25 protein-coding genes and 1 other annotated feature are annotated in these 24,108 nt (G+C 31.2%); of the genes, 17 read left to right on the top strand and 8 right to left on the bottom strand.

Annotation, left to right across the window (positions count from 1 at the left end; all coding sequences use genetic code 11):
* Positions 1 to 161 precede the first annotated feature (161 nt).
* Positions 162 to 851 carry an LrgB family protein gene (locus COI44_RS00615; protein ID WP_286163684.1) on the bottom strand — a complete coding sequence of 230 codons (690 nt, stop codon included), beginning with the start codon at positions 849 to 851 and terminating at the stop codon, positions 162 to 164.
* Positions 838 to 1,245, bottom strand: coding sequence for a CidA/LrgA family protein (locus COI44_RS00610; RefSeq protein WP_176547365.1), 408 nt, complete (start codon positions 1,243 to 1,245; stop codon positions 838 to 840). Before COI44_RS00610 ends, COI44_RS00615 begins: the two co-directional genes overlap by 14 nt.
* 162 nt (positions 1,246 to 1,407) lie before the next feature.
* Between COI44_RS00610 and COI44_RS00605 the strand changes: the two genes are divergently transcribed.
* The 5 genes from COI44_RS00605 to COI44_RS00585 all read left to right on the top strand — a co-directional run bounded on the left by COI44_RS00605 (position 1,408) and on the right by COI44_RS00585 (position 5,680).
* Positions 1,408 to 2,040, top strand: coding sequence for a 3'-5' exonuclease (locus COI44_RS00605; protein ID WP_098426206.1), 633 nt, complete (start codon positions 1,408 to 1,410; stop codon positions 2,038 to 2,040).
* Positions 2,037 to 2,801 (top strand): exodeoxyribonuclease III, encoded by a 765-nt coding sequence (locus COI44_RS00600; protein WP_098426205.1) that lies wholly within the window; start codon positions 2,037 to 2,039, stop codon positions 2,799 to 2,801. The genes COI44_RS00605 and COI44_RS00600 overlap by 4 nt, the downstream gene beginning before the upstream one ends.
* Before the next feature lie 287 nt (positions 2,802 to 3,088).
* Complete coding sequence (locus tag COI44_RS00595) at positions 3,089 to 3,706, top strand: NUDIX hydrolase (RefSeq protein WP_098426204.1); 618 nt, start codon at positions 3,089 to 3,091, stop codon at positions 3,704 to 3,706.
* Positions 3,707 to 3,888: 182 nt separating this feature from the next.
* Entirely contained in the window at positions 3,889 to 4,824 is a 936-nt protein-coding gene (locus tag COI44_RS00590) for a serine hydrolase domain-containing protein (protein ID WP_098426203.1), read from the top strand.
* Between the two features lie 238 nt (positions 4,825 to 5,062).
* Positions 5,063 to 5,680 carry a rhomboid family intramembrane serine protease gene (locus COI44_RS00585; RefSeq protein ID WP_098426202.1) on the top strand — a complete coding sequence of 206 codons (618 nt, stop codon included), beginning with the start codon at positions 5,063 to 5,065 and terminating at the stop codon, positions 5,678 to 5,680.
* Between the two features lie 362 nt (positions 5,681 to 6,042).
* Here COI44_RS00585 and COI44_RS00580 read toward each other — a convergent pair whose 3' ends face one another.
* Positions 6,043 to 6,552, bottom strand: a complete 510-nt coding sequence (locus tag COI44_RS00580; protein ID WP_098426201.1) for a hypothetical protein — start codon at positions 6,550 to 6,552, stop codon at positions 6,043 to 6,045.
* A 149-nt stretch (positions 6,553 to 6,701) separates the two neighbouring features.
* On the opposite strand from COI44_RS00580, the gene COI44_RS23980 reads away from it, so the two are divergent.
* Complete coding sequence (locus COI44_RS23980) at positions 6,702 to 6,854, top strand: hypothetical protein (RefSeq protein ID WP_165347078.1); 153 nt, start codon at positions 6,702 to 6,704, stop codon at positions 6,852 to 6,854.
* A 66-nt stretch (positions 6,855 to 6,920) separates the two neighbouring features.
* Here the strand turns inward: COI44_RS23980 and lysS are convergent, their stop codons facing one another.
* Positions 6,921 to 8,489 carry a lysine--tRNA ligase gene (gene lysS / locus COI44_RS00575; RefSeq protein ID WP_098426200.1) on the bottom strand — a complete coding sequence of 523 codons (1,569 nt, stop codon included), beginning with the start codon at positions 8,487 to 8,489 and terminating at the stop codon, positions 6,921 to 6,923.
* 76 nt (positions 8,490 to 8,565) lie between these two features.
* Positions 8,566 to 8,829: a binding site (T-box leader), on the bottom strand.
* Positions 8,830 to 8,936: 107 nt separating this feature from the next.
* On the opposite strand from lysS, the gene COI44_RS00570 reads away from it, so the two are divergent.
* From COI44_RS00570 to COI44_RS00550, 5 genes are all read left to right on the top strand, one after another.
* On the top strand, positions 8,937 to 9,611 hold the full coding sequence (locus tag COI44_RS00570; RefSeq protein WP_098426199.1) for a DUF6944 family repetitive protein: 675 nt from the start codon (positions 8,937 to 8,939) through the stop codon (positions 9,609 to 9,611).
* Between the two features lie 177 nt (positions 9,612 to 9,788).
* Complete coding sequence (locus tag COI44_RS00565) at positions 9,789 to 10,652, top strand: DegV family protein (RefSeq protein ID WP_098426198.1); 864 nt, start codon at positions 9,789 to 9,791, stop codon at positions 10,650 to 10,652.
* Between the two features lie 156 nt (positions 10,653 to 10,808).
* Positions 10,809 to 11,057 (top strand): DUF3243 domain-containing protein, encoded by a 249-nt coding sequence (locus tag COI44_RS00560; protein ID WP_056466188.1) that lies wholly within the window; start codon positions 10,809 to 10,811, stop codon positions 11,055 to 11,057.
* A 362-nt stretch (positions 11,058 to 11,419) separates the two neighbouring features.
* A complete protein-coding gene (locus tag COI44_RS00555; RefSeq protein ID WP_098426197.1) occupies positions 11,420 to 12,895 on the top strand; it encodes an MDR family MFS transporter in 1,476 nt (491 codons plus the stop codon).
* A 215-nt stretch (positions 12,896 to 13,110) separates the two neighbouring features.
* Complete coding sequence (locus COI44_RS00550) at positions 13,111 to 14,019, top strand: SH3 domain-containing protein (RefSeq protein WP_179886960.1); 909 nt, start codon at positions 13,111 to 13,113, stop codon at positions 14,017 to 14,019.
* Between the two features lie 375 nt (positions 14,020 to 14,394).
* Here COI44_RS00550 and COI44_RS00545 read toward each other — a convergent pair whose 3' ends face one another.
* From COI44_RS00545 to spxA, 3 genes are all read right to left on the bottom strand, one after another.
* On the bottom strand, positions 14,395 to 14,730 hold the full coding sequence (locus COI44_RS00545; protein ID WP_098426195.1) for an IDEAL domain-containing protein: 336 nt from the start codon (positions 14,728 to 14,730) through the stop codon (positions 14,395 to 14,397).
* A gap of 128 nt (positions 14,731 to 14,858) precedes the next feature.
* Entirely contained in the window at positions 14,859 to 15,272 is a 414-nt protein-coding gene (locus COI44_RS00540; protein ID WP_098426194.1) for an RrF2 family transcriptional regulator, read from the bottom strand.
* Between the two features lie 96 nt (positions 15,273 to 15,368).
* The gene (gene spxA / locus COI44_RS00535) at positions 15,369 to 15,764 is read right to left on the bottom strand and encodes a transcriptional regulator SpxA (RefSeq protein WP_098426193.1); all 396 of its coding nucleotides are present in this window, start codon (positions 15,762 to 15,764) and stop codon (positions 15,369 to 15,371) included.
* A 351-nt stretch (positions 15,765 to 16,115) separates the two neighbouring features.
* Between spxA and COI44_RS00530 the strand changes: the two genes are divergently transcribed.
* From COI44_RS00530 to COI44_RS00510, 6 genes are all read left to right on the top strand, one after another.
* Entirely contained in the window at positions 16,116 to 16,670 is a 555-nt protein-coding gene (locus tag COI44_RS00530) for a GNAT family N-acetyltransferase (RefSeq protein ID WP_098426192.1), read from the top strand.
* Between the two features lie 14 nt (positions 16,671 to 16,684).
* A complete protein-coding gene (locus tag COI44_RS00525) occupies positions 16,685 to 17,596 on the top strand; it encodes a DMT family transporter (RefSeq protein WP_098426191.1) in 912 nt (303 codons plus the stop codon).
* A 214-nt stretch (positions 17,597 to 17,810) separates the two neighbouring features.
* On the top strand, positions 17,811 to 18,323 hold the full coding sequence (locus tag COI44_RS00520; RefSeq protein ID WP_098426190.1) for a MarR family winged helix-turn-helix transcriptional regulator: 513 nt from the start codon (positions 17,811 to 17,813) through the stop codon (positions 18,321 to 18,323).
* Between the two features lie 21 nt (positions 18,324 to 18,344).
* A complete protein-coding gene (locus tag COI44_RS00515) occupies positions 18,345 to 21,428 on the top strand; it encodes an MMPL family transporter (RefSeq protein ID WP_098426189.1) in 3,084 nt (1,027 codons plus the stop codon).
* A 151-nt stretch (positions 21,429 to 21,579) separates the two neighbouring features.
* The gene (locus COI44_RS23975; protein WP_179886959.1) at positions 21,580 to 21,750 is read left to right on the top strand and encodes a hypothetical protein; all 171 of its coding nucleotides are present in this window, start codon (positions 21,580 to 21,582) and stop codon (positions 21,748 to 21,750) included.
* Between the two features lie 3 nt (positions 21,751 to 21,753).
* The gene (locus COI44_RS00510; protein WP_098426188.1) at positions 21,754 to 22,266 is read left to right on the top strand and encodes a hypothetical protein; all 513 of its coding nucleotides are present in this window, start codon (positions 21,754 to 21,756) and stop codon (positions 22,264 to 22,266) included.
* 206 nt (positions 22,267 to 22,472) lie between these two features.
* On the opposite strand, the gene COI44_RS00505 is transcribed toward COI44_RS00510, so the two are convergent.
* Positions 22,473 to 24,068, bottom strand: coding sequence for a peptide chain release factor 3 (locus COI44_RS00505; RefSeq protein WP_098426187.1), 1,596 nt, complete (start codon positions 24,066 to 24,068; stop codon positions 22,473 to 22,475).
* Between the last annotated feature and the right edge of the window lie 40 nt (positions 24,069 to 24,108).

Raw genomic sequence — 24,108 nt, 5'->3', positions numbered from 1 at the left:
GTCCATGGGGTTGGGGAAGACCTTGGTAAATTAAAAAAATATTGAATATGGTGTCTCATAGGTCATTGTACTTTTGAGACACCTTTTTATGTTTTGAAAAATACTAATCTGTGAATATCAAAAAATATCCCACAAGGAAAATAAGTACTTTGTGGGGAGTTTTATTTCATTATAAATTTTATGATAAATGGAATAAGAATAGAGGCAAATATCGCACTAAGCGTCATTGCTATTGAACTTATAGCTTGTTCAATTTTCCCATATTCTGCTGCTTTTGCTGTACCTACTCCATGTGATGATATTCCATACGAAGCCCCAATCGCAACAGGGTGTTCGATTTTAAGTTTTGATAGAATTGCAGGACCAAACATGGATCCTGAAATACCAGCAATCATGACATATACAACAGTTAAAGACGGAATACCACCGATCATTGAAGTGATGCCCATAGCTAAAGGGGTTGTAACTGATTTTGCTGCTAATGAAAGCAGGATGATTTTTTTTAATCCGAGCCAAAGTGATAAGTATACACCCGAAAGTAGACCGACAATTGTTCCAGCCATTACACTAACTATTATCGAAATACAATGTTTCTTTAATGTTGATCGATGCTCGTATAATGGATAGGCAAAAGAAACAACAGCAGGGCCTAAAAGTAAATTAATCCATTTTCCTCCAAGCATATACGATTCATAAGTAATATGAAGATTTACAAGAATGATGATAATAACTGTAGTAGAAGTAACGATTGGAATCAGTAATGAGTAAGTGAATTTGGCGTACATTTTTTTTGCAAGAATATAACACAAAATCGTTAAGAGGATAAAGAGTAAACTTTTAATGTCCTTCATTCGTATCCCTCCCAATTAATAAATCATTTGTTTGCTTTTTATGGGCTCTCGAAGTAAGATACGAACTAATGCTTGCAGTAATAGTAAATACAACTGCGGTACTAACTAATACGATTATAATAGAAATGAAACCGTGAAAATTTAAAATTGAAGAATAATTCATTATTCCTACAGTAGCTGGAATAAACAAAAGTGTTAAGTGCTTACTTAAAAAATTACTCCCATTTCGAATCCATTTTTCCTTAAAAAATGGTATAAATAGTAAACAAAATAATAACAGCATACCAATAATACTTCCTGGAATGATCAGATGTAATTGTTGCTGAATTAGATTGCCAATAAAAAATAATAAGTAAAGAAAGCTTATTTGAACAATCAATTTTACAAAATTCATTTTCAACATCCTTTGATTCTTACTAACTAATAGATTATTAATCTTATTATTGTACAATAAATTATGGCGGAAATGTGAACTTTTTTCGTTATTATAAAAATGCATCTTTTTATAAAAAAGATTATAATAGTTTTATAATATAAATAGAGGAAGTTAGTTAATATGAAATCATTTGTAGCGTTCGATTTTGAAACGGCAAATTACAATCGACATAGCATTTGTGCTGCCGGCTTTGTATTTGTTGAAGAAGGAGTAATTGTTGACCAAGTTTACTCTCTAATTAATCCTGAAGAAGAATTTTATTCGATGAATATTTCTGTGCACGGAATTAGGCCAAGAGATGTACAAGATGCACCTCTTTTCCCAGAATTTTATGAAACGATTAAAGATAAAATTGAGGGGAAAACATTAGTAGCGCATAATCTACCATTTGATGGTTATGCATTAAAAGATAATTTATCAAGATATGGTATACCTTCAGTTTTAAATAATTTACTCTGTTCTCTGCAGCTTGCTAAGAAGGTATTGCCAAAGCAATCTCGTTATTCATTAGATACTTTATCAAGTCAATTCGATATTTTATTAGAGCATCATCACCATGCATTAGCGGATGCGGAGGCTTGCGCGAAAATATTTCTTCATTTAACGAAGGAATATGAAATCTCATCATTTGAAGAGTTATATGAGAAAACTTCAATTTACCATGGGCAAATTCATCAGTTTGATTATCGTTCATCATTAGTAAAACCGAAACCTAAACCTAAACCTAAACGTAAATTGGAGAACAAAGTATGAAATTAATATCATGGAATGTAAACGGAATAAGAGCATGTGTACAAAAGGGATTTTTAGATTATTTTAATGAAGAAAAAGCGGATCTATTTTGTATACAAGAAACGAAGTGCCAAGAAGATCAAATAACTTTGGAATTAGACGGTTATTATCAATATTGGCATTCTGCAATAAGAAAGGGTTATTCAGGTACTGCAATTTTTACGAAACATAAACCATTAAATGTAAGTTTTGGATTTAACGGTAAAGAAGAAGATCAAGAAGGAAGAGTATTAACTTTAGAATTCGAAAAATTTTATATGGTAAATGTTTATACGCCTAATTCTCAACGAGATTTAGCTAGATTACCAATAAGATTAAAATGGGAAGATGACTTTAAAAACTATTTAAATAAGCTTGATGAACAAAAACCTGTCATCTTATGTGGGGATTTAAATGTCGCACATAATGCAATCGATTTAGCAAATCCAAAATCAAATCGTACGAATTCTGGCTTTACGGAAGAAGAACGTGGTAAAATGACAGCATTATTAGAAAGTGGATTTACTGACAGCTTTCGATTTTTAAATCCAACTAAAGAAGGTTCATATAGTTGGTGGTCTTATATGGCAAAAGTCCGTGAACGAAATATTGGATGGCGTATTGATTATTTTATTATTTCAAATAGACTACAAAATGAATTAATAAATTCAGAAATTCACTCCCACATTATGGGAAGTGATCATTGTCCAGTTGTTTTAACGATGGAAGATTCGATCGTTTAATTATAGACAAAGTACAAAAAGTTGATTTTCAGACTGATTGCAAGCGCTTGTCTTTCGAGGCGCGAAGCCTGGTGAAGAGCGGGGTTACCCTTAGGCGGTAAGGAGCACCGCTCAACAGGCGAAGCAACAAAGAAAGCGAGCGTTTGTCAACAGTTGAAAGCTCTAAGGTTTTAGAGCTTTCTTTTTTTATATAGGCATTTAGTAAGTCAACGAGAAGCAATTATGCGTAAACTAAAGTTAGGACAAAGTATAAAACTACCTAAAAGTAGAAAAGGATGTGGATTCCTATGAGTATAAAATGGCTAGAATGGGCACAGAGAATCCAAGCAATTTCTCAAGCAGGATTGACCTTTACGAAAGATGTCTTTGATAAAGAAAGGTATGAAGAACTAAGACACATAAGTGCTGATATTTTAAATCATTATTCAGAATTACAAATTGAGGAAATCGAGGGATTGTTTCGTAATGAACGGGGGTATCCCACACCAAAGCTTGATGTTAGAGGTGTCGTTTTTAAAAACGGAAAAATATTATTAGTAAAAGAAAAGCTAGAAAATAAATGGTCTTTACCAGGTGGTTTTTGTGATGTTGGATTATCAGCTTCAGAAAATGTCGTAAAAGAAATTTTTGAAGAATCAGGCTATGAAGTTGAAGTGAAGAAACTACTAGCAGTTTTAGACATGACAAAGCATGACCATCCACCTCATTCATATCATTACTACAAATTATTTATACAATGTGAAATTGTTGGTGGTAATCCCTCAATAGGAACGGAAACAAGTGATATTGATTTCTTTGAAAAAGAGCATTTACCAGAACTATCTCTCAATCGAAATACTGTTTCTCAATTACAATTAATGTTTGAATATTATCAAAATCCTAAAAAAGAAACTTGTTTCGATTAAAGGTAATTTTAAAAATATATAAGATGTAAAAGAAATCATTTTAGAGTTGCTAATGCAGCTCGATTTTGTTTTAAAGGGGACAAAGTTTTAAAATTGATTTGTACGAATGAAAAATATACATATTTAGAACTAATGATTAAAACAGAAGGAACTTACTAAAGCAACTTGAAAGGAGAAATGATTTGAAAACAAATTCAATGAACTATGTAAATTTCGAAAATGAATTAAAAAAAGAACGCATTTCAACTTGCCTTATTTATCAAAATGGAGAAATTAAATATAATTTTTATAAAAATTCAAAAAGCGAAACAAAACTATTCAAAATTAATTCCGTTACGAAAAGTGTTTTATCGATGTTAATAGGAATTGCAATTGATAAAGGATTTATAGAAAGTGTTGATATACCAATTTCTAATTTTTTTCCAAATATTGAATCGAAAAAACGAGAAATTACGATCGAACATTTGCTCACAATGACACCTGGATATGATTGGCAAGAGTGGGGAGAATGGGGTGGGCGTCCATTTCCAATGATTAATAGTGAAGACTGGATCCAATATGTCCTAGAAAAAGATATGGTTAATCATCCAGGTGAAAAAATGGTTTATGATTCTGGAGCATCTCAAGTACTAAGTTCAATTATTCAGATGGTAATGAATGAAAAACTATCTACTTTTGCAAAACGAATGTTATTTGATCCGTTAGGAATAAAAGAGTTTATTTGGCACGAGGATTCAAAAGGAATTAATATTGGAGGATTTGGCTTAAGTTTAACGACAGATGATCTACTTAAGCTTGGGATATTAATGATGCAAAAAGGAAAATGGAATAATAGACAGATTATTTCAAGTGAGTGGATTGAAAAATCAACAAAAGCGAAGTTCCATACATATCCGCATGTTGGTTCATATGCCTATCATTGGTGGGTGCTTGAAAATAATGAGTTAAAGGATCTTGATTCAACGATTTATTTTGCCATGGGTTACGGAGGCCAATTTATCATTATTTCACCAAAAAATCAATTTGTAGCTGTTTTTACAAGTGCAAAATATATTAATACTTTTACTCCATTAAAAATCATTCAAAAATACTATCCTTTAATATTAACAAATGAATAGGGCTGAAAATGCGAGTAAAGAAGGATACATAGACCAAGAATTAATAATCCATAATGATGGCTGTTTCTTTCATTTAATCTTTTTAAAATACCCTTTATCATGTAATTCCTATTCCTGCCTTTAAATTTTTGTATGATTTTTTTATTTGAGAATAGGAATTTACAGAAAAATGTCGAATTAAGTAATTAGAAAATATAAATAACAACTTGATAATAGCTCCAAGAAGGGATGAAGATTGATGTTTTTGGTGACAGAAGACTTCAAAACGTTTATTAGGAAATATCCAATCACAACAATTATGGTAGGTTTATGTACTATATTAGCGATTATTACGACATTTTTAGGTGGGTATAGAATCGAAAATATCATCAATTTAGGTGGATATGAGCACGAATTAGTAAAACAAGGTGAAATATGGAGACTTTTTACGTATGCATTTATGCATGGGAGCTACGCTCATTTTTTTATGAATATGACCTTTATGATTATTTTAGGTAGACCATTAGAAAGAGCGTTAGGTTCAGTTAAATTTTTATTATTTTATTTATTATCGGTTATTCTTACAGGACTTATTATTAATTTTAACTATTCTCCTAATACAGTTGAGACAGGGGCATCCGGTGTAGGCTATGCTTTTTTAGGAATGTATTTATTTATTACCTTATTTAGAAAAAAGATGCTCTTTTCAGATGATCGTAAGTTTGTCATAACATTTTTAGGAATTGGATTACTATCTTCATTAATTATCCCATCGACTAGTTTAACTGGTCACTTGGCTGGTATGATTATCGGTTTTATAATAACTCCCTTATTATTAAAAAAGAGTGCAAAGTTTCAAAACTCTGTTAATGTTTAGAATACATATATGAGAATATGTTTTAACAATATATAATATTTTCAAAACAAACCTAGTTCAGAATGGACTAGGTTTGTTTTTGTTTGATGTTGGTTGAAAGTAAACGTTAGTTATTGTAAATTTGCGATTGAGGAACACGAATTTCAGTATGAAAGTCTCAACATACACGTTACGATGACGTTTTGACTAGCTAAATTTAATCCGCAAAAAGGTGTAGTTGAGAGTATTAATCGCGTTGATAAGGCTATGTATACAGGGAAACTAAACGGGAAAAATTGTGTTATTTGTTACGAAGATTTGAACGGTGAAGAACCTTCTAGAATATAGAAGGTTTTTCTTTTGTTAGAGTGCTCATTTTTAATTTAAAAATCATATAGATCAATAATCCTGTCAGCTGTTTGACGGTTTCTACATAATCTGTAGAGATCATTAAAAAAACGTTCAACTTCATTAGAATTACTCGGAATTGGTATTTCTACTTGAAGTGAACCAAATACTTGTTTGAAATAAGCTTTTCGTTCAGCGTTTTTACCGTCCCGTTTTAATGGGTTATACTTCCAAACCAAAGAAAAATGTCCATCTTGCTCACGAATTTCTCTTATTTCTGCAGCGGTTGTAGATTTATTTTCAACATATATGACTAAATAAAAATTTTCATTTCGATGCCAGTCGATTAATAGTAAATAATAACTTTCTTCTTCGACTTTACTTAAATGAAAGGCTGAAACAATCGGTTTACCGTTTGTCCATTGTTGAAAATTCTGTAATGTATTAAAAGTTGTTGGTATTTCTTCAATATTAAAGAAAGAATTATTTGAAACCATCCATTTTTTAATATGATTTGAAATAATGATTGCAAATTCTTTTTTCATCTTATACCTCTAGCTTAATTAAGTCCTTTTCAATATCATATCATCAAAATGAGCCTAATAAAATTCTTCCTTGTAATAATCTACCATCTATAAGTTAAAGTCCAAATACTCATATTATTAATGATGATTTAACTAAGGAGGATTTTATAATGGCAAGAGGTAAAAGTTTTAATCATAAGAAAAAAGGTCATGAACCAACTCATCCAAAAGGATCACTAGTCGCTCCCGAAGACCGTAAACATGAAGATCGAGAAGAAGATTATATTGTGACAGAAGAAGCATTTAAAAATCGTATTCAATAAAAATTAATAAAAATGGGACTCAGATTGTAAAAAGCTCTAGTCCCATTTTTATTTTAGCTAGCTAAATTAACCTTTGTTGAAGTTTAATAAATTAATTAGCTGATTTTTATTAACTGCTCGAAACAACAATGGAATAGGTGGCCCACTTGTTCTATTTAAAACAAGCTGATAGATCATGGTGAAAAAATTTTTTTGATTTGCTTTCATTATTTTTTTATCGTCATGATAACAAATCGAATATAATTCTTTCATTAATTCAGTTTGATCTTGGGGCTCGTTATTTAATAGATAGTCACATAAATTTTTCAACCAAAATTGCTGTTCTTCAGTTAAAGAGTGATAAAATTCAAAAGCTCGTTTTTCGTTCATCGTTATATTTTTTTGTGGATTGTATTTTTTAATCCAATATTCAGCCATATGACTAATTTTCTCTATTTCAATGGCTGAGTAAGTTTCTCCATGATTAACAAATATGTCTTTTAATAGATCTACATTGTAATTTACAAGAGGCAGAATGCTAGCAATATGATTAAACTTAGGATATTTTTGATCAATTTTGCCGATATGTGCAAATTCGACCGATTGGCAAATAGCTAAATCGTGTAAAGATTGATCGATAAAATTTGATTGATATTGTTCAAATTCTGAATAGTTTTTGATCACATCTTCATCAAGACCAATATTAAATGCTGCTATTGGTTTATATTTAGCAAACATAAAGAGAATCACTTCTGGTAAATAGATTTGCAATAACTCGGCTGGGGTTATTAAATTACCAGAGGAGCTCGACATTTTTTGATTTTGACCTTTTATTCCAATAAACTCATAAGGTGTATAATGAGGTGCATCATAGTCAAATATGGCTTTAGCAATTTCTTTTGAAACATTGTAACTACCGGTTTCAGATGAATGATCTCGTCCACCAGGTTCAAATACAACGTCTTCTTTCATCCACCTCATAGCCCAATCAATTTTCCAGTTTAATTTAATATTGTTTGCAACCTCTACAGATAATTGATTTGAAAATCCACAACGACATGTATAATTTAACATTTTGCTTTCCCTATTATAATGAGTAATTGAAGGATCATCTTTCTCGCAATTTTCACAGTACAGCGTAATAGGGTAAAAATCATTACGTTCACGTTCATTTGGAACACTAGTTTTGAACTTCATTAAAATATCATAAATTTCTTTTCTTTTTTCGATAGCATGTATAATGTCTTTATTATATCTTCCAGATTTGTATTCATTACTTTGATAAATAAACTCAACCGCAATTCCTAGTTCAGATAAGGAATTTTCAAATTCCTTTTCGAAGTGTTCAGCGAATGTTGAGTGACAGCCAAATGGGTCTGGGATATTTGAATAGGCTTTACCTATATAATGATGAAAAGTTGGATCAATATTATTCGGGACTTTCCTAAAACGATCATAATTATCCCAAGAAAAGATAAATCTTGTTTTCTTACCTAAATTATTTAAAGCTTTCACAACAAAATAAGTGGTTATGATCTCACGAAAATTTCCAATGTGGACTGACCCGGATGGGCTAATGCCAGAAGCACATACATAAGTTTCTTTATTTGGATATTTTTCAATTAATTCATTTGCGATTTTATATGCCCAATGCATGTTTTCACCTCAAAATTATTTTTATTTAACCTACTAATTGCAAATAAAAAAACTCCCACCCCCAAGATTTAATCATCTTGAGGACGAGAGTTTGTTAACTTCGTGGTACCACCCCAGTTTATTGATATGTTACCATACCAACCTTATTTAGGTACGGCACGAATGCTTATACCCTATCTCTATAACGGGAGAACCCGTCGTACCATCCCTAAAGTGAACTTTAGTTCCATACGAAGCTCCAAGTCTTTTTTCATAAAGTTCATTATTACTCCTTTTTCAGCACACAGGAGCTCTCTGTAAATAATTTTAGCTTTACTACTTTTCTCTTCATAGCCTTTAAATTTCGAAATATTAATTGTTATTATATTAATCAAAACAATATTAATTGTCAATTAAATTTAAAGTTGAATAAACTGATTTAAATACTATTTGAATGGAGGTGCCAAAGTGAGGGATTTAGTTGATGATTTACCCCTAATTGGTGCGTATTTTTTATTATTTGGTACATCAACGGCTGCAGTTGGTATTTCAAGTACAAAAATCGTAAGCGAAAACTTTGGTAGAAGTTTATTCGCTAAAGGTAATGCGATCGAAGCTTTTGGCAACACCATTCAAGCAATTGGAAGAGAAAAATTATATGAGAGAGCAATAAAAGAAAATGAAAATGAAATAGAAAAAGAATTTGAATTAACAATGATGATTGGTGCTTGGATTCAAGCAGCCGGAAATGCTACAAATACATTTGCAACAAATTTAGAAATTGAAGGAATGGAAAGAGAAGGTTTTAGATTAAACGCGCTAGGAGGTATTATTCAATCAATTGGTGCTCAAATTGAAACAACTGGAGCATTGATGGAGGGGACGCAACTAGATAAAATTGAGGCTTATGGCAATCAATTAATCGGTTTAGGAGCTTTAATTGACGGTATTGCTAATGCGGCGTTACTACGTGATAAGATTATTTTAGGTCATGATTTATTACTTGTTGGTAGCTGGGTACAAGTGTTCGGATCCATTTTAATTATTTATGCACTGCGCCAAAAAAGAAGTGAAGATGAAAAAAATCAATATCAATTAGAATATCGATATGGCTATTATCCAAATAAACAGTTCGAATGGTAAATTAATAATTTTTTGTGAAGAATAGGATAAAAAGAAGGTATATATCAGTAAATAGCAAATATTATTATTAAAATTATATTAAAACATTTTATTTCTCTGCAAAAGCATTTTGTGCGAAAATAGAATTTATCAGTTTAAATAGAATAAACCAATTTTTTGAAACAGAGGTATGATTAGATGAAATTAAAAATAATAACGGATAGTGCGGCTGATTTACCAAAGGAGATCATTGAACAATATAATATTGATGTCATTCCACTACGAGTTTATTCAGAAGATGAAAAAGAATATTTTGATGGTTTAACATTGGATTCAAAGACTTTATTTAATGAAATGCGTAATGGAAAAGTATTTAAAACGTCTCTTCCGTCGTATGAGTATATTTATAATACCTTCGTTAAATATGCAAAAGAAAATACACCATGTATCTATATTGCATTTTCTTCTGAACTTTCAGGTACATATCAATCAGCAGTAATGGTAAAAAATGAGTTTGACGAGGAATTTCCTGATTTTGATTTACAGATATTTGATACAAAAAGTGCATCAATCGGACAAGGGCTAATTGCTGTTAATGCTGCAAAGCTTGCGTTGAACGGAGCTACAAAAGAAGAGGTTGTTAATGATATAAAACATAGTATACAACATATAGAACATATCTTTACAGTTGATGATCTTCAATATTTGGTGCGTGGAGGTCGTTTGAGTAAAATGGCTGGTTTTGTCGGCAATTTATTAAATATTAAACCGATCTTACACGTTGAAGATGGAAAGTTAATTCCACTTGAAAAAATTAGAGGTTCAAAAAAATTGATAAAAAGAATCCTTGAAATTATGGAATCTCGAGGTACAAATTTATCAACTCAATTAATTGGTATTTCTCACGGTGACGATCTAGAAAAAGCAATTGATATTAAAAATGCGATGGCAGAGACATTTGGATGTAAGGAATTTGTTATTAATTCTATCGGGTCTGCTATAGGTGCTCATGCAGGGCCTGGTACCTTAGCGATATTTTTTATGAACGAAAATAAAAAATAATATGAGTAAAAGAGCTAATTTTGCAAAATGATTAGCTCTTTTTTATTTTAATTTTCTGACAATATTACCCGGATAATAATTCATACATAATTACTTCGAAAAAGGTAAATAGTATTTATGTAATCTTCAACAACTATTATTATGAGGTGAAAAACGATGTCAATTTTAGATAACTGGGATCAATGGAAAGATTTTTTAGGTGATCGTTTAGATGCAACAGGTGAAAAAGGTGTTGGTGAAGGTGCTATTTCTGAAATGGCATATCGCTTAGGAAATTATTTAGCAAATGAAGTTGAACCAAAAAATGCAGAAGAACAAATTTTAAAAGACCTTTGGGAAGTTGCAGATGAACAAGAGCAACATACAATTGCTCACCTAATGATGAAGTATGTTAAAAATAAATAATTAAAATATTGTGATTAAAAAATAGCCCAGTGAATAGAATCATAAGGGCTATTTTTTATTTGTTTTATTTTAAACTTTCTGTTTGAAGTAATAAAGCAGGTTTACAAAATATCAATAGAAATAATTAAAAATTAAACTTGAAATGGACATATAATAAACATATACTGTACTTATTGTGAGTACTGTTTTCGGATTAAGGACAATTACTATTTACATTTTAATTGTTTTTTTGTATGATAGACTTTCTGTTCAAATTTCGCTTTTATCATAAATATGTTTTTTGCACTAATAAATAGAATGAAAAATTTGAACGAGTTTCAATACAGCTTAACAAAAATAGATAGAAGAAATGGGGATAATATATGAATAATCAGCAAAACTCGGCTGACACGCCGTTTAGCGTAAAAACGATTATCGGTCCAATGATGGCAGTAATCGTAGGTATGATCATGGTTATTTTAGATAGTACGGTAGTAAACGTAGCATTACCTGGAATTACCGAATATTTTAAATCTGATTTAACAAAAATGCAGTGGACGATTACAGGATATACATTGGCATTATCAGCTGTTATACCACTTGCAGGCTGGATGTCTGATCGTTTTGGAGCAAAGAAAATTTTCTTATTAACGATTTTGTTTTTTACAATCGGTTCAGTTCTTTGTTCTGTAGCACAAACACCTGAACAGTTAATTTTATTCCGAGTAATTCAAGGAATAGGTGGAGGTATGGTTGCGCCAATCGGTATGGCAATTATCTTTAGATTAGCTCCTCCAGAAAAAATTGGATCAATTATGGGGATGCTTGGAATTCCAATGTTACTTGCACCTGCATTAGGTCCGGTTATCTCAGGATGGTTCGTAGAGTATTCTACTTGGCATTGGATTTTCCTAATTAATTTACCAATAGGTATTATTGCTATGATAGTTGGTTCTAAATTTTTACCTAATTTTGAATCAAAATCAGTACCTGCTTTAGATGGATTAGGTATAATCATTGCTCCAATCGCTTTTTCAATGTTAGCTTACGGAGTTAGTCAAAGTTCAACAAGTTGGACTTCAAAAGGAACATTAACAGGTTTAATTGTTGGTGGAGTTGCATTATTACTTTTCATCTTTGTTGAGCTTCGCCTAAAACAACCTTTACTTGAATTACGTGTATTTAAATCGTCTGATTTTGTTAGAAGTATTTTAATTACATGGATTATGCAAATTGCTTTATTTGGTTCTTTCCTAATTGTTCCATTATTTTTACAAACAGTTAAACAATATGGGGCATTTGAAACGGGCTTAATTATGTTACCTCAAGCATTAGCATCAGCTTTAATGATGCCAATTGGTGGTAAAATGTATGATAAAGTTGGTGCTAGACCGATGGCGTTAGTTGGTTTAACAATTATCACATCTGCACTATTCATTTTCTCTAAAATTTCAGTTGACTCATCAAATACATTTATTATGTTAACACTTGCTATGATGGGTGCTGGAATGGGATTATCTATGATGCCAATTAATACACACGTATTACAATCTGCACCAAGACATTTAGTAAGTCGTGTAACACCTTTAACTGCAGCTGCTCAGCAAGTAATGGTATCATTTGCAGTAGCAGGTATGGCTGGATTTTTAACTTCTAGTACAAAGGATTATATGGCAAAAACAACGAATCCATTAAATGCAATGATTTCAGCATTTGGTGATACATTCTTACTAGCTGCTGGGATCGCATTAGTAGGAGCGTTGTTAGCAATTATTTTACGTAAACCAAAAGTGAAAGATGCAGATGCGTCAAAAGAAGATCTTGACGAGTCAAAATCTTCAATGATGGTAGGACATTAATAAATAAAAAAGAAGCCAAATTTAAAATTGGCTTCTTTTTTTGCCATTATTGATTATAATTTAAATAGTATCGAAAAAATTTTAATAATTTCTACAATTTTTAGAGAAATGTTATAAAACTAATTAAATTGTAATAAAATTGTCCTTATTATGTAAGGTTAGTTATGTATAATAAAGGCTCGAATATAGATTTACTTTACAATGGAGCTGATTTAATGATTAAAAGTATTTGCAAAACAACTTTGGCACTATCAATTTTAACTGGAGGTTTATTCTATGGAAATACTACTCCGAGTTCAATTAAAACCGTGGAAGCTGCGACGATAAGTGGTACAGTAACTGCATCAGTTTTAAATGTAAGAAGCGGTCCTAGTACGAGTTATAAAGTAATTGGGACACTTAAAAAGGGTGCGAAAGTTACGATAACAAGCACAAGTGGTTCTTGGTATAAAATTAAAAGTGGAACAAAAACTGGATGGGTTTCAAGTAAATATATTAAAAAAGCCCCAACAACAGTTTCTGCCACGACCGTAAATAAAATGAAAACTTTAGGTACTTCAAAACAATTAATCATTGTGTCAGCAGAAAATGAAAGTACAAGAAATGTTTTAATTGAAACATTTGAAAAAAGCGGTACTAGTTGGAAAAAATTACATACATATTCAGGTGTGATCGGTAAAAACGGCATGATTAGTAGTAAGCATGAGGGTGATTATGAAACACCTGAAGGGAAATATACAATTTCAACAGCATTCGGCAGATATTCAAATCCAGGAACGAAAATGACATACCGTAAAATTACTTCAAATGATGTATTTGTAGATGATTCAACTAGTAAATTATATAATACTTGGCAATTGGCATCAGAAAATAACGGTAGATGGAAAACTGCCGAAAAGATGAATATTTCTCAATATGATTATGGATTTGTTATTAACTATAATACTGCGAGAACCCCTGGAAAAGGTAGTGCAATCTTTTTTCACGTAGCTGGATCTTCAGGATATACTGCAGGCTGTACAGCCACATCTAAAACAAATGTTGTATCCATTTTAAAATGGTTAGATCCTGCAAAAAAACCACTAATTATTCAAACACCATTGAATAAATTAACTCAATATTAATATGATTTGAAACTGGTCAATGATTTGATCAGTTTTTTTATGTTTCAAACTTTCTAACTCGCAGGATTCATGATGAATAATTTCAATATGAACGTCTTTTTTATCGTTCGGGTGGAGAGGAAGTTCAATTTTCTCAAGAAGAGAAGGGGGATACTGGTTATAAAGTAGGAATCTTTCTCTTTTGAAAAACTAGGTTTATTGATTGAAATGTATCGAATTACTAGTGTAGTTGTATATAAAAAATGTGCTTGTCTCTAATATATGAAAGGCTGTCTAATCGGAAGGTCTCTAATATAATTCAAGGCTTTGTTAAACTAAAATGTTGATTTTTAAACAAAAAAAAGGCTGTCTAAATAGACAACCTTTAATAAATCATTATTTTACGCTATTAACAAGTTGCTTCATGGAGTTTAACTGAGAAGATAGCTCATTAAACCAATCCTCATCCCCCGTTGAGAGGGCCACGTCAATTAGAAAGCGAATCTGTTCTTTGTTTGTCACTTTCGAATCAGGCATTTTCATAACGTTTTTATTTAGCATGTGAATGGTTTTCCCAACAGTCGTTTTGTTATCTGAAGTTATTACATTTACCTTTACTATTTCATCATGAATTTTAAATGATTCAACATAACCTATAACTAATTCACCACCCATTGATATACCTTTTACCCAGTCACCTGTTTTTAAAATAGAATCATTATTTAAGTTCATTTTTTCCACCTTCTTATTTAGATTTATAAGTTAAAAAATTTGTGATTATTACAGCTCTTAGATCGAACTGTAATTTTTTTTATTACATTTCGATTAAAAGAAGGCTTAGCCTTCACTGTTTTAGCTGCTCAGTTCTCACATTTGATATGATCGACAATGTCCTTAATATTGTATTGCTTTAAAAATTCCCCAAGATGTTTTTCTGCACCTAAGAAAATCGTAAAAAGAACATTTTGCATATTTGCCCCAACAACACACTTTTCATTTGATTCAGTGCACTTAGGCTGCAGTGCCCCCTCAGAGGTGATTATATAAATGTCCCATAGATTAACTTCATTTAAATCTAAGGCAAAAATAAATCCACCACCAGATCCTTCCTTCGATTTTATAAATCCATGCTTTTTTAACAAACTAAGCACTTTACGAATACGAACTGGATGGACACAGGCACTCTCTGATATTGCATCACTTGTAGACATCCGATCCGGCTGCAGCGCAAGATAAGTTAAACTATGAATGGCAAGAGTGAAATCACTATTCATTGTCTGCCTCCTAAAAATCCTTTAATTTCTTTATATATTTCGTGATTATATTTAGTACTGTAATACAATTTGTTAGAAAAGTGACATTTTTAATTATTAATTAGCTACTTTTTGTGATTTAATGTATGAGAATGTTCGTAGCTTACGAGGAAGAAAACTGCGAATTTCTTCTTCATTATAACCGACCTGTAATCTTTTTTCGTCTAGGATAATTGGCAGGCGCAACATTTTGGGATTATTTATGATTAATTTATATAATTCATTAAGTGGGAGCGATTCAATATTAATATTTAATTCCTGAAACGTTTTTGATTTTTTCGATATAATCTCTTCAGTACCAGTTTCTGTCATGCGAAGAATAGATTTAATTTCATCAAGTGTAAGAGATTCATTCATAATATTTTTCACACTATAATCAATATCATGTTTCTCTAGCCAAGCTTTTGCTTTACGACAGGATGTACAACTTGATGTTACATATAGATTCACCATTCTTTTACACACTCCTTATATTTAAAATGTAATAAAAAAAATTACAGTTGAGATAAAAAACGATTAAAAATGTATGATCTAATTAATGAAATTAGGTTGACTACCATACTCAATTTTAAATGAGTATACTGTAATTTTATTATTTACAGTTGAAAGTGTCAACTATAATTTTAGAGTTTAAATGATTCGGGTGTGTTTTATAATTGTACGAAATACAAAAAAGAAATATACAATAAAATATAAAAAGTTCTGATTAAAATACCTAAGTGCAAAAAATTATGTTTATTTTGAAATTTCTAAGTATAATAGAATGTACAATTACGATAAAAAGTGAATTTTTAGAGGTGGAATATGAGCAAACTAGAATTTATTGAAATAGAGACTAGTCGATTAAAACTTAGAAGGTTTAAAAATGAAGATGTTAGCAACTTTTATAAATATCGTTCAAATTCAGATGTGGCGATTTATCAAGGTTGGGAGAATTATACATACGAACAAGCAGTTAATTTTATCGAAAAACAAAAATCAGCTGAAATGAATATTCCTGATTCATGGGTTCAAGTAGCGATTGAAAATAAAATGGATGGTCAACTAATAGGGGATATTGGCGTACATACTTTATTAGAACCTGCAAATCAAATTGAGGTTGGCTTTACATTGGAGCCATTGTATCAAAATAAGGGATATGCTTTTGAAGCATTACAAGGAATAGTTGATTATTTATTCAATGAATTAAACAAAGAAAAAATAAACGCAATCGCTGATGAGCAAAATTCATCTTCAATTAAATTATTAAAGAAGTTAGGATTTCAACAGATAAAAATAATAGAAAATTCTTATTTTAAAAACCAATATGTAACCGAAATTATGTTTGAACTTTCGAAAAATGATTGGAATCATAAGTAAAGGATGAGTTTTAAATGAATTTCTTTAAAGGAGCATTGTGTTTATCATTGGCCGCTAGTATTTGGGGGATGACCTATGTAGTTAGTAAAGTAGTATTAGACAGTATTTCTCCATGGTTATTACTTGAAATGAGATTTCTTTTAGCATTACTAACTTTAGGAATCATCAGTTTCTTCCAAAAAAGCTGGAAAATTAGTAAGAAAGATCTATTTCCAATCGCACTAATTGCATTAGTAGGCTATACTGGCTCAATTGGTTTTCAATTTATCGGTACGAAGCTTTCAGGAGCAGCTATGGGTTCTTTAATTACTTCAGCTTCACCGGCGTTAATTTCATTATTTGCATTTTTAATTTTAAAAGAAAAGATTAATAGCCGTAAGATTGTTTCTTTAATTTTAGCTACAATTGGAGTAATTGTTGTAATTGGATTACCAAAAGGTGGTTCAAATTTAGGAGCGTATTTCGGAAATCTCATATTAGTAGGTGCTGCAATAACATGGGCATTGTATACAGTTCTAAGTAAAGTTCAGACTAATAAATACTCATCATTAACCGTAACAACTTGGGCAACAGTATTTGGTGTAATTTTTACATTACCATTAACGATTATAGAGCAAAGTAATCACATAACTGACTTGCCAACAAATAGTTGGATTTGGATGGGAGTTATATTTTTAGGCACGATTTCTACAGCAGGAGCGTTTTATCTTTGGAACAAAGGATTTGAATATATCGATACTTCCACAGGATCATTATTTTTCTTTTTACAACCATTAATTGGTACGATATTTGGGTATTTTTTATTAAATGAAGAAATTAACCCTTCATTTTTCATAGGAAGTATTCTAATTGTTGTAGCTGTGTATTTATCGATTAAAGAACCGAAGCAAAAGACGATGTACGAATATAACTCAAAAAAAGCATAATTCACATAAAAGTAGTTGAATAATCAACTGCTTTTTTTATTGGATATTTTTCCTAAATAGTTGAATTTTAACAATAGGAGTAACTAATTTTTAGGGAATTAACCTTTATGTTTATTTAAATTGACAAATGCAGTTAAGACAAATAATATAAATCTTGTACGATACATCGTATAAGATGTATCGTGCAGGAAGTATTGTGTGTTGGAGGGATTAAATGGTAGAACGTGCTGAATTTATAAGTGAATCAATCGATTTTTTACAACGATTTTTAATGAAAAGTCTCCAAAAGCATTCAGAAGAACATGGCGTAACAATTCCACAAGCAAGAGTGATTGGTGAAGTATATGCACATAAAACAATGAGCATAAAACAACTTTCTAAAAATCTAAAAATGACGCAAAGTACTGTATCAGATATCGTTGAGCGTCTTACTACAAAGGGGCTTTTGTTGAAAACACCTAACCCTAAAGATAAACGATTCGTGGAAATTTCATTACCAGAAAATATATCGGATGAAATAAATGGTAGTATTACTGAAATTGCAAATAAATCATTAAATAGTGCGTTAGCTTTTTTGGATTCACATGAACAAGAGATTGTAGAACAAGGAATGAGATTATTAGTTACAGCTGTAAAGAAGAAGATGGAGACAGATGGAATGGATAATTATGAATTCTTTGATGTATTGTATTTTCTTGATAAGGAAAAAGAAAAAAAAGAGAAATAAATTAATGAAGGAGGGGACCGTGTGAACAAAATCATAAAGGGTCGTTGGATCATTTTTTCAATTTGGTTAATTGCAACAGTATTGTTAACAGTTCTTCAACCTGACATAAATGCAATTCTGCGGAATAAGGGGCAGGAAGGAGCGAATAGTGATTCACCTTCTGTTATGGCAGATCATATCCTCAAAAAAATGGATACTGCAAAAGGAACGAATAATCTGATTGTTTTTTATGATAAAAATAAAATTTCAAATGATGAAATGGAAAAAATTGGTGACGCTGTTAAAGGAATCCTTGATAGCAGTAAAGAACTTAGAATTTCGGAAATCATTGATCCTTTTAGTCTTCCAAATGCAAAAAGTTCATTAGTATCAAAAGACGGCACCACACTAATGGTGAGCTATAAGTTAGATAAAAACGGAAGAGAAATAGATGATATTAAAAAAGAATTAGATAATAAACTAAGTAAAGTACCAGTTAAATATTATCTAAGTGGTGAAGATTTTATTAACAATGATTATTTAAAAGCTTCACAAGCTGGAGTTGAAAAAAGTGCTGCATTGACAGTGATTTTTATTTTAGTAGTACTTGTTCTTGCGTTTAGATCGATTGTTACACCATTTGTATCATTAATTGCTGTTGCTTTCTCTTATCTATGTTCAATGGGGATAGCTGCTCAATTAATCGATAAAGCTGGATTTCCAATTACAAGTCTTACTCAAATGCTACTAATACTGATTCTTTTTGGTATTGGAACAGATTACAACATACTCCTTTTTAATCGTTTTAAAGAGGAACTTTCACTTGGTCATTCAGTTGATGAATCAATTGTAAACACTTATAAAACGGCTGGTAAAACAATTGCCTATAGTATTTTAACTGTGTTTATTGCGTTCCTTGCACTTGTATTTGCAGAATCTCCAATATATAAATCAGGTGTAGTAGTTGTTATAGGTGTATGCATATTATTACTAGAAATATTAACGTTAACACCGTTTATTATGAAAGTTTTAGGGAAAAAGCTTTTCTGGCCATCTAAAAATGTTGGTGGACACAAAGAAAACAAGTTTTTTGGTAATTCATCTGCATTTGCAATAAAGAAACCAATTATAACAATTGTTGTCATATTATTGATTTTATCTCCGATGGTATATTTCCATCAAGAAAAACTAAACTTTGATACAATTGGAGAACTTGGAAATAAATATCCTTCATCAAAAGGATTTAATATCGTTTCAGATCATTTTGGTAAAGGTCAGGCAATGCCTGCAACAGTCGTAATTGAAAACGACAAAGCGCTTGATAATAATCAATCACTTGCAGTAATTGATAATGTTACTGAAAGACTTAAGAAGATAAAGGGTGTTAAGCAAGTATCTTCAGTTACACAACCTGAAAGCAAACAAATTGATAGTTTTTATGTTGATAGCCAAATGGGTGCAGTGACTGATGGTATTTCAAAAACAAAAGATGGAGTTAACGAAATACATGACGGATTAAGTTTGGCCCAAGATAAACTAGGGTCAGCGGATTTTTCAAAGGTTAACCAAATGGTAGATGGAACAACGGAACTACAAAATGGTGTGACAGCATTAAGTGGTGGGTTAAAACAAATTCAAGCAGGGATTGGCAATGGTTCTGGTAATTCTCAAACAATCTCTAGTGGTATAGCAACGGTCGAAATGAATCTAAGAAAAATGAGTAGTGGAGTATCATTATTGGCAAAAAATTATGAGAAAATGCAATCTGGTTATAAAGAATTGGGAACTCATTACCAAGAATCAGCACAAGCACTGCTGGGTCTAAAAGGCGCAATTTCTCAAATGCAATCAATGGTGACAGCACTAGGTAGTAGTTATTCGAATTCAAAAGATGATGTAAATTACCAATCATTAAAGCAAACAATTGATCAAACAGTTGCTTCATTAAATCAAATTACTCCAGTAGGAATCAAAGCTTTAAATGATAATTATAATGCTGTAACTGCAGGTTTTGCTACTGCAAACAGTAATCTTTCTAGTATGAGTAATGGATTAACTCAAATGGCTGATGGTTTGAAAAAACTTGAAAGTGGCTTAAACCAAGCATCATCAGGAATTGGAAAAATTGTCACAAATATGAATAAAGTATCAGATGGACTTGGTCAAATGAAATCAGGTCAGCAACAGCTAGTAACTGGCATCAATGGATTTAGTACTTTCGGAGAAAAACTATCAGATGTAAACGGTGGGTTAGAGAAAATATCTGGCGGATTAGGAAAGACAAATGATTTCTTAACTCAGTATAATTCTAATAAAACTTTCTTTATTCCAAAAGAAGCATTGGCTGACGAGAACTTTAAAAAATCAATAGACATGTTTATGTCAAAAGATAAAAAGATTACAAAGCTAACAATTGTTTTGAAGAATGATCCATATTCAAAAGAATCTTTAAATACGATCAATAAAATAAATTCAGCTGTTAAAAATGGACTTAAAGGCACAGAACTTTCAGATGCAAAGTCAGGTGTTTCGGGTCCGAGTGCAACAACAAATGATATGAACAATATTTTAAGTAGCGACCTAAATAAAACAACAACAATCGTTATAATAGGGGTATTACTTGTATTATTCCTAGTGATAAGATCATTCTGGACTCCAGTATTTATCACTGCATCACTTTTAGGAGCATACTATTCAGCTATGTTTATGATCAACTATATTTTCATAGATTTGCTAGGATATGAAGGAATATCTTCTTTTGTTCCGTTCTTCTCTTTCATAATTATAGTCGCTTTAGGAGTGGATTATAGTATTTTCCTAATGATGAGATTTAAGGAATATACTCATTTGTCGCCGAAAGAGTCAATCGTATTAGCATCTAAGCATACTGGTGGAGTAATTATTTCAGCGGTAATCATACTTGGAGGTACATTTGCTACACTTATGCCATCTGGAATCCTTTTATTGTTTGAATTAGCAATTGCGGTAATAACTGGTCTAGTCGTCCTTTGCTTTATATTATTACCGATCTTTTTACCAGCAATGATCGCGTTGCCAGAAGCATTGGCTAATTTATTTTCAAGAAACAAGGAAGCTAATGTTGATACAGAAAAACATGTAATTTAATAGAATAATAGATTTAGTTGAAAAATGCCGACTTGCTATCTAAATAATAGTAGGTTCGGCTTTTTTTAGGCTGTTTTTGGATTTTAATAATTTATCTTTTGGAAAAAAATGTATAATAGATAAATAGAATCTGTTCGAAGGAGCTTTTTACATGAATTTCATCTTAAGAGACAATGCTAAATTATCTATAAAAGAACAAGAAATACTACTTTACTCTTTAAAAGGCAAATTTTATCCTGATTTGTCAAGCCTACTTAAATCTACTTATGAAGCTATCCGTAAATCACCTTTTAAAGATGGTTTAGGTTGTATGGTTGTGTAATTAATGAGCAAACAAATTAGTAGAAAATTTTACTTACCTTTTTTAATCATAATTTCGATCATAATTGGCTTTGCAGGTTGGTATGAAATATATCAATATTTTTTTAGCGAACGGGGGATAGTTCGCTTAAATTGGCATGTTGATATTGAGCAACCTATGCATTCAAAAATAATCTTAGATGAAAGAGCTCCTTTAAGTGTTGATGGATCGGTATATACCCAATATACATACGATAGAAAAACAATACAAAAACTAAAAAAGAAAGAGTATTGGATTAAAGTATCAAACAATAATATTAAAAATCTCAATCAAAGAGTAACTGAATATAATAATTCAATTTTGAAATATCCAGTACATTCAATAAAAAGTAGACAAAACCTATTGGAAAATCCTGTTGTATTTAACGATAATTGTTATTACTACGTAAAACGAGATAAAGAAAAACAATATCAATATGCAATTTTTATTCTAAATCCCAGTGAGAAAAAACTTTACTTACTTGAATATTATTTTTAATTGAATTTTTTTATAAAATAATGAGAAAAGCCTTTTTTATAAAGGCTTTAAAGATTTTGATAATTGGGGAATGATGAGTTTAATTTTATTAAAATGAAACGATAAAACCGATTCAATTGAGAATTGAAAACAGGTAAACTTGCTCCAAAAAATAAATTACCTTAAATGCGAAAAAAAGTGGATGCTAAAAACATCCACTTTTTTTATTAATCAACTTGTATTTCATTATTAACATCAAGAGCTTCAACTAATTCTAATTCCTCATGACGTTCTTTAAAACGGTTGAAAGTAAATTCGTTTGCGAATAAGAATAACGGACGTTCGAAACGGTCATATACAAGCATGTTGCGCATATCTTGATATTTCTTAAGTCCTTTTACATCATCTGTTTTAACCCATCGAGCAATATTGTAATCAACATGGTCTTTACGGATATCAGATCCATATTCATTTTTTAAGCGGTATTCAAATACTTCAAATTGAAGTTGACCTACAGCACCTAAAATGACCTCGTTAAATTCATTTTTATAAACTTGAATTGCACCTTCTTGAGCTAATTGTTCCACACCTTTATGGAAGTGCTTAGATTTTAATGAGTTAACTGGGCTAACTCTTAAGAATAACTCAGGTGGGAAAGTTGGTAATGGCTCAAAGAATAATTTTTGTTTGCTAGATGTAATTGTGTCTCCGATTTGATAAGTACCTGAATCGTAAATACCAATTACGTCACCAGCATATGCACGATCAATCGTTTCACGGTCATTAGCCATCAATTGAGTTGACTGACTTAATTTAATTTGTTTTCCTGTACGAGAAAGCATTACGTTCATTCCACGTTCAAATACGCCAGAACAAATTCGTAGAAATGCAATACGGTCACGGTGAGCAGGATTCATATTAGCTTGAATCTTAAATATAAAACCACTAAATACTTCATCAGTTGGATTAACTTCACCATTAATTGTTTTACGAGGTCCTGGTGCAGGTGACATATCTAAGAAATGATTTAAAAATGGTGTTACCCCAAAATCGACTAATGCTGTACCGAAGAAAACAGGTGTAAGTTCCCCAGCTCGAACTAAGTCTAAGTTGAATTCATTTCCTGCACCTTCTAAAAGATCAAATTCATCTCGTAAATTTTCTAAATTAGAAGGCTCTATATGTCCTTCTAATTCAGGCCCGTGTACGCCATCTTGACCAAGTTTAATCACTTCATCTTTACGGAAAAGATGAACTTCATTTTCTAATCGATCATAAACACCTTCAAATTGCATTCCACTACCGATTGGCCAAGTAACGGCAACAGAAGGCATACCTAGAACTTCTTCTAATTCTTCCATTAATTCTAATGGATCTTTAGCTTGGCGGTCTAATTTATTCATAAAGGTAAAAATAGGAATACCACGTAAACGACAAACTTGGAAAAGTTTCTTAGTTTGTGCTTCAATACCTTTTGCAGCATCAATTACCATGACTGCAGAGTCAACAGAAGTTAGTACACGATATGTATCTTCACCAAAATCATTATGACCAGGAGTATCCATAATTGATACCATTTTTTCATCGTATTCAAACTGCATAACAGAAGAAGTAACAGAAATTCCACGTTGCTTCTCGATTTCCATCCAGTCAGATTTTGCATATTTTGAATTTTTTTGAGCTTTTACTGTACCAGCTTCACGAATAGCTCCTCCATGAAGTAGTAATTTTTCAGTTAAAGTTGTTTTACCAGCATCCGGGTGAGAGATGATCCCAAATATACGGCGTTTAGCAACCTGATTAATTAATTCTTTATTTGCCATCTATTATAAAGTCCTTTCTAAATCAAAGATCATAAACAAA

It is taken from the genome of Bacillus sp. AFS088145, assembly GCF_002564465.1.
Taxonomy (GTDB): Bacteria; Bacillota; Bacilli; order Bacillales; family Bacillaceae_G; genus Gottfriedia.
This window is presented reverse-complemented; position numbering and strand designations above follow the sequence as displayed.

Bases quoted from the DNA above. Each gene is read 5' to 3' on its own strand.
- COI44_RS00615 (WP_286163684.1), bottom strand. From the start codon at position 851: ATGAAGGACATTAAAAGTTTACTCTTTATCCTCTTAACGATTTTGTGT.
- COI44_RS00540 (WP_098426194.1), bottom strand. From the start codon at position 15,272: ATGAATAGTGATTTCACTCTTGCCATTCATAGTTTAACTTATCTTGCG.
- COI44_RS00585 (WP_098426202.1), top strand. From the start codon at position 5,063: ATGTTTTTGGTGACAGAAGACTTCAAAACGTTTATTAGGAAATATCCA.
- COI44_RS00550 (WP_179886960.1), top strand. From the start codon at position 13,111: ATGATTAAAAGTATTTGCAAAACAACTTTGGCACTATCAATTTTAACT.
- COI44_RS00505 (WP_098426187.1), bottom strand. From the start codon at position 24,068: ATGGCAAATAAAGAATTAATTAATCAGGTTGCTAAACGCCGTATATTT.
- COI44_RS00610 (WP_176547365.1), bottom strand. From the start codon at position 1,245: ATGAATTTTGTAAAATTGATTGTTCAAATAAGCTTTCTTTACTTATTA.
- COI44_RS00565 (WP_098426198.1), top strand. From the start codon at position 9,789: ATGAAATTAAAAATAATAACGGATAGTGCGGCTGATTTACCAAAGGAG.
- COI44_RS00525 (WP_098426191.1), top strand. From the start codon at position 16,685: ATGAATTTCTTTAAAGGAGCATTGTGTTTATCATTGGCCGCTAGTATT.
- COI44_RS00520 (WP_098426190.1), top strand. From the start codon at position 17,811: ATGGTAGAACGTGCTGAATTTATAAGTGAATCAATCGATTTTTTACAA.
- COI44_RS23980 (WP_165347078.1), top strand. From the start codon at position 6,702: ATGGCAAGAGGTAAAAGTTTTAATCATAAGAAAAAAGGTCATGAACCA.
- COI44_RS00510 (WP_098426188.1), top strand. From the start codon at position 21,754: ATGAGCAAACAAATTAGTAGAAAATTTTACTTACCTTTTTTAATCATA.
- spxA (WP_098426193.1), bottom strand. From the start codon at position 15,764: ATGGTGAATCTATATGTAACATCAAGTTGTACATCCTGTCGTAAAGCA.
- COI44_RS00555 (WP_098426197.1), top strand. From the start codon at position 11,420: ATGAATAATCAGCAAAACTCGGCTGACACGCCGTTTAGCGTAAAAACG.
- COI44_RS00545 (WP_098426195.1), bottom strand. From the start codon at position 14,730: ATGAACTTAAATAATGATTCTATTTTAAAAACAGGTGACTGGGTAAAA.
- COI44_RS00595 (WP_098426204.1), top strand. From the start codon at position 3,089: ATGAGTATAAAATGGCTAGAATGGGCACAGAGAATCCAAGCAATTTCT.
- lysS (WP_098426200.1), bottom strand. From the start codon at position 8,489: ATGCATTGGGCATATAAAATCGCAAATGAATTAATTGAAAAATATCCA.
- COI44_RS00605 (WP_098426206.1), top strand. From the start codon at position 1,408: ATGAAATCATTTGTAGCGTTCGATTTTGAAACGGCAAATTACAATCGA.
- COI44_RS00560 (WP_056466188.1), top strand. From the start codon at position 10,809: ATGTCAATTTTAGATAACTGGGATCAATGGAAAGATTTTTTAGGTGAT.
- COI44_RS00530 (WP_098426192.1), top strand. From the start codon at position 16,116: ATGAGCAAACTAGAATTTATTGAAATAGAGACTAGTCGATTAAAACTT.
- COI44_RS00580 (WP_098426201.1), bottom strand. From the start codon at position 6,552: ATGAAAAAAGAATTTGCAATCATTATTTCAAATCATATTAAAAAATGG.
- COI44_RS23975 (WP_179886959.1), top strand. From the start codon at position 21,580: ATGAATTTCATCTTAAGAGACAATGCTAAATTATCTATAAAAGAACAA.
- COI44_RS00600 (WP_098426205.1), top strand. From the start codon at position 2,037: ATGAAATTAATATCATGGAATGTAAACGGAATAAGAGCATGTGTACAA.